The sequence below is a fragment of the Tardiphaga sp. genome (assembly GCF_044340795.1).
Lineage (GTDB): Bacteria > Pseudomonadota > Alphaproteobacteria > Rhizobiales > Xanthobacteraceae > Tardiphaga.
Genome location: NZ_JBIISY010000348.1, coordinates 1 through 4789 on the forward strand (window position 1 = coordinate 1; position 4789 = coordinate 4789).

Annotated in this window: 6 protein-coding genes; 3 read left to right on the forward strand and 3 right to left on the reverse strand. The window is 60.6% G+C overall.

Translation table 11 applies throughout. From position 1 onward, the window contains the following. From arsB to ACIQ17_RS30930, 3 genes are all read left to right on the forward strand, one after another. A partial coding sequence (arsB, locus tag ACIQ17_RS30920) for an ACR3 family arsenite efflux transporter (protein ID WP_398473303.1) occupies window positions 1-993 on the forward strand: 993 nt, incomplete at its 5' end. After that, complete coding sequence (gene arsC / locus ACIQ17_RS30925) at window positions 993-1415, forward strand: arsenate reductase (glutaredoxin) (protein WP_398473304.1); 423 nt, start codon at window positions 993-995, stop codon at window positions 1413-1415. The genes arsB and arsC, both read left to right, overlap by 1 nt. After that, entirely contained in the window at window positions 1412-2617 is a 1206-nt protein-coding gene (locus ACIQ17_RS30930; protein WP_398473306.1) for an MFS transporter, read from the forward strand. The genes arsC and ACIQ17_RS30930 overlap by 4 nt, the downstream gene beginning before the upstream one ends. Before the next feature lie 109 nt (window positions 2618-2726). On the opposite strand, the gene ACIQ17_RS30935 is transcribed toward ACIQ17_RS30930, so the two are convergent. The 3 genes from ACIQ17_RS30935 to ACIQ17_RS30945 form a co-directional block, all read right to left on the reverse strand. Then, window positions 2727-3254, reverse strand: coding sequence for a methionyl-tRNA formyltransferase-like protein (locus tag ACIQ17_RS30935; RefSeq protein WP_398473307.1), 528 nt, complete (start codon window positions 3252-3254; stop codon window positions 2727-2729). A gap of 80 nt (window positions 3255-3334) precedes the next feature. Further along, window positions 3335-4117 carry a hypothetical protein gene (locus ACIQ17_RS30940; RefSeq protein WP_398473308.1) on the reverse strand — a complete coding sequence of 261 codons (783 nt, stop codon included), beginning with the start codon at window positions 4115-4117 and terminating at the stop codon, window positions 3335-3337. Between the two features lie 118 nt (window positions 4118-4235). Beyond that, on the reverse strand, window positions 4236-4789 hold a 554-nt coding region (locus tag ACIQ17_RS30945), incomplete at its 5' end, for a hypothetical protein (protein WP_398473309.1).

Sequence of the window (4789 nt, forward strand, 5' to 3'; positions counted from 1 at the left end):
ATCGCAGCCGGCCATGTGATGCCCGGCCCCTTTCGCGCGATTGCGTCGGCTGAAATCGCCCGCGTGAACATCCCCGTCGCCATCCTGATCTGGCTGATGATCATCCCGATGCTGCTGAAGATCGATTTTGGCGCGCTCGGGCAAGTGCGCGAACACTGGCGCGGCGTCGGCGTGACGGTGTCCGTCAACTGGGCGGTGAAGCCGTTCTCGATGGCGCTGCTCGGCTCGTTCTTCATCGGGCACCTGTTCGCGCCGCTGCTGCCGGCCGGGCAGATATCGAGCTACATCGCCGGCCTGATCCTGCTCGCCGCCGCGCCCTGCACGGCGATGGTGTTCGTCTGGTCCAACCTGTGCGAGGGCGAGCCGCATTTCACGCTGTCGCAGGTGGCGCTCAACGACCTGATCATGGTTGTCGCCTTCGCGCCGCTGGTGGGATTGCTGCTGGGCGTCGCCTCCATCGCGGTGCCGTGGGACACGCTGATCCTGTCCGTCGTCCTCTATATCGTGGTGCCCGTCGCCATCGCGCAGCTCTGGCGTCGCGCGCTGGTCAAGGGCGACGGCGCCGCCCTCGGCAAGACCCTCGCCATCCTGCAGCCGCTCTCCCTCGCCGCCCTGCTGGCGACGCTGGTCCTGCTGTTTGCCTTCCAGGGCGAACAGATCCTGGCACAGCCGCTGGTCATCGTGCTGCTGGCCGTGCCGATCCTGATCCAGGTCTATGTCAATGCCGGGCTGGCCTACTGGCTGAGCCGCCGCTTCGGCGTCGCCTGGTGCGTCGCCGCCCCCGCGGCGTTGATCGGCGCCAGCAATTTCTTCGAACTGGCCGTGGCCGCCGCCATCTCGATCTTCGGCATCGATTCCGGCGCCGCGCTGGCGACGGTGGTCGGCGTGCTGGTCGAGGTGCCCGTCATGCTCTCGGTGGTCCGGATCGTGAAGGCCACCCGTGCCTGGTACGAAGCCGGCCCGATGCGATCTACGAACACGGAGCTCTCCTGATGCCTGTCACCATCTATCACAATCCGGACTGCGGGACGTCGCGCAACACGCTGGCCATGATCCGGCAGAGCGGCGAAGACCCGACCGTGGTCCTCTATCTGGAGACGCCGCCCTCGCGCGACACGCTGGTCGCACTCATCGCCGCCATGAAGATCCCGCCACGCGCGCTGCTGCGCGAAAAGGGCACACCCTATGCGGCGCTCGGCCTGGACGATCCCAAGTGGAACGACGATCAGTTGATCGATGCCATGCTGGCGCATCCGGTCCTGATCAACCGCCCCATCGTGGTCACGGACAAGGGCACCCGCCTGTGCCGTCCGTCGGAACGCGTGCTCGACATCCTCGACCACCCCGTCACCCGTTTCGAGAAGGAGGATGGCGAGATCGTCACCGCGGCCGGCGCCCCACGATCGACGCCATGAGCGCTCCGCATGCAAGGCGCATCGTTGTCACGCTGGGCAGCCTGCAGATCCTCGCCTGGGGATCGTCCTTCTATCTGCTCGGCGTGCTGGCGCCGGCCATTGCGCGGGACACCGGCTGGTCCACCGCCGCGGTGATCTCGGGCATTTCGCTCGCTCTGCTCACCGCCGGCCTCGTGTCGCCGCGCGTCGGCCATCTCATCCAGGCCCATGGCGGCCGGCCCGTGCTCGCCATCAGCTCGCTGCTGTTCGCGGCCGGGCTCGGCCTGCTCGCCGCGGCCACGCATCTGTCCGTTTACTTCGCCGCCTGGGCGATTATCGGCCTCGGCATGGCGTCCGGCCTCTACGATCCCGCCTTTGCAACGCTGGGACGGCAGTTCGGCCACAGTGCCCGGCAGATGATCACCACCGTCACGCTGTTCGGCGGCTTTGCCAGCACCGTATGCTGGCCGCTGACGGCGTGGCTGCTCGAACATCATGGCTGGCGACTCACTTGCGCCACCTATGCCGGCCTCCACCTGGTCATCGGCGGCCCCGCTTATGCCCTGCTGCTGCCGAAACGCCCGCCGGCCCCGACGGCCACCGCCAGCGCCGCCTACGCGGCAAAGGCCGAACTCCCCCTCGCCGCGCAAACAACCGCGCTGATGCTGCTCGGCGTCATCCTCACCATCGGCGCGGTCACCATGTCGCTGCTCTCGGCGCATCTCCTGGTCCTGCTGCAGATGCGCGGCATCGATCTCGCGGCCGCCGTCGGGCTCGGCGCCCTGATCGGCCCGTCCCAGGTCGCGGCCCGCGTGGTCGAGATGGCGTTCGGCCGCAGCCTGCATCCGCTCTGGACCATGCTGGCCGGCGTGGTGCTGGTCGCCTCCGGCATCGCCCTGCTCGCCGCGGGCTTTCCTTTCATGGCCGTGGCGCTGATCGCCTATGGCGCGGGCAACGGCATCAGCTCGATCGTGCGCGGCGCGGTGCCGCTGGTCCTGTTCGGGCCCGGCCGTTACGCCATCCTGATGGGACGGCTCGGCCTTCCCATCCTGATCGGCATGGCGACAGCCCCGACCGCCGGCGCCCTGCTGCTCGACATCGGCGGCCCGACGCTGGCCTTCTCCGTGCTCGCGCTTCTGTCGACCGCCAATGTCCTGATCGCCGGATATCTCACCTGGTTCTGCCTGAAGGCAGAGGGACAGGCGGACAGGGCTGCGGCGTAGCGGCAAAGACGGGCGCGACCGCGACGCCGAAGGATCATCCGGCGCTAAAGCCGAGAGGACCGAGACGAAGACAGTAGGGGGACGGGTTCTTTAGAGTGCCTCTCCAGTCTCAGCGAACAAGCGTCGATGCAATATTCGCAGCCTCGCCTGGCCTCGAGTGCACCCACAGTTCGATCGGCGGCAATTTCTCGAACGAAGAGGCGATCTGTTCGACGCGCGAAACGATATCGTCATTATCGAAGCCAAAGTGCAAATAGATTGCGCGACGATATCCCACCTGAGCTAAGAAAAGCCGCAAAGTGCATAAGTCTTTGTAGATGCCAGCATTGTCTGAACGAGCAGATTTCACTTCGATAATCGCGAAATTACCGCTCATGTACCCGGGCTTATGCACGAGTAAATCCGGCTTTTCACGACCAACGCCCATACGCCTCAATATTGGATGAGCTGCCTTATCAACTTCGCCATTCAAATAGTATTCAGTACTCTCAGGCCAACGAACCCTCATCCGATGATAGAGTTCGTAGCAATAAACTCTTTCACGATAGATTGGATCTCCACCATCGATTTTTAGTTGGAAGTACTCACTTCCAACGTCACGCGTAGCGGCTGTAAACACCTCGGTGAGTTCATCCATAAGAAACCCAAGCCAAAATCATGCGCACTTACTTCGAAGAAGAATCTCCGGCGGAGAGATTTACCCGCCCTTCAGACCCGTCACTCTAGCGCGTAGACACCAACCGCTAGACTGACAAGCGCAATCAGCAGGGCGATTACCTTATTTTCCGCAACCCAGGCCACCACTGCTCGCGCCGTGCCCCCTTTCATTTGCCACCAAGTAGTTTGTGTCTTTAGCTGCCGATCAAACGTTCTTTGAAAAAGGTTGCTGATCACATCAACCTTCGACAACGTGGACTGATGCAGGCCAACGAAGTTCTTGTTTTCGAAGGCGGCAGCTTCTTCCGCCCCACTAAAGAAATTGAGTGGATTGATATTATTCTGCGCCAACAGCGTTTGAAGTCGCGGATGCCCAGTGTAACCAGGACCAAACAAATCTATAAGTATCCGAGCGAGATCGAACTTCTTGTTATCGGGCACAACAACTGGCGCTCCACCGAGAACCGCGTAGCGGTGATCGATCGCTGCGAAGCCATAGTTCGCATCTCTCATATTCCAATGCAGGTATTTCAATCCCTGATGATTTCCAACATAGCCGTAGAACGCGTCCAGCATCTTGCGTTCGAGATCATCGTAACTGGCTTCGATTTGATCGAACGCGACTCCCTCACGTTCAGCAGATTGATGGATCGAGAAAGAGATTGTCTGTCCACTCTGCAAATTTCTCACCGCGATCGAAGTAATGCGAGGCGATGCTCCATTCGGACGATCGTAGAAACTTTCGCACGAATAGTGAATGACAGCGCAGTTCTCTGCATCTTTCTCAAGCGAGTCGATGGTTTCCCACCCCGCTTTCTGACGTTTTGGATTTGGAGAGGTCATCATGTTTCCTATCGTCGTCGGGCCTCTCCGCTTTTGGGCTGCACCAACCGACACCTCATTTAATGAGCCATAGATCGCTTAATAGCGAACATTCTGAGTTGGCGATCAGCGTGAAGAGCTAGGGTTTCTGAAGGAGCGCGGGCTTTGGCATCACTGTCGGCCACAACGTACGGATTTGAACGCAGGCGGCCCTTATGTCCCTAACTCGAACAGCATGATCGGGTGCAGGCCCAATACGTTCGCCCAATCGAATATCGGCCACGAAGCACAGATCACGATCGGGCACTCCCAGCGAACCTGCTTGTGCGTCAAGAAGCATGTGCTGAATAGCCACCAAATAGCGACCCATCTCTCGACGAACTTCTCCTCGCCGGCGACGAGTTTCTTCCTTTTTGGCGTCCTCGGCATCTGGAGCCTTCGCAACTCTGAAAATGCCGGCGCCTACACGACCTCGTCCGCCGTCAACCAAAACGTCTGGTTGGATTGACACCATCACGCCTTCGATCTCTAAGGGGTCGAAATTCGGCGGGGCGTTCAGAGCCATAGTCCGAAGGCCCAGCGCGTTTTCGTTTCTTTCAAAAATCTCAATGATTTCAATGCAACGAAGCGCTTCGTCTTTCGCTTTCGGCGTAATGCCAATCGCTTCGGACTTTATGGTTAACGCGTCCTTAA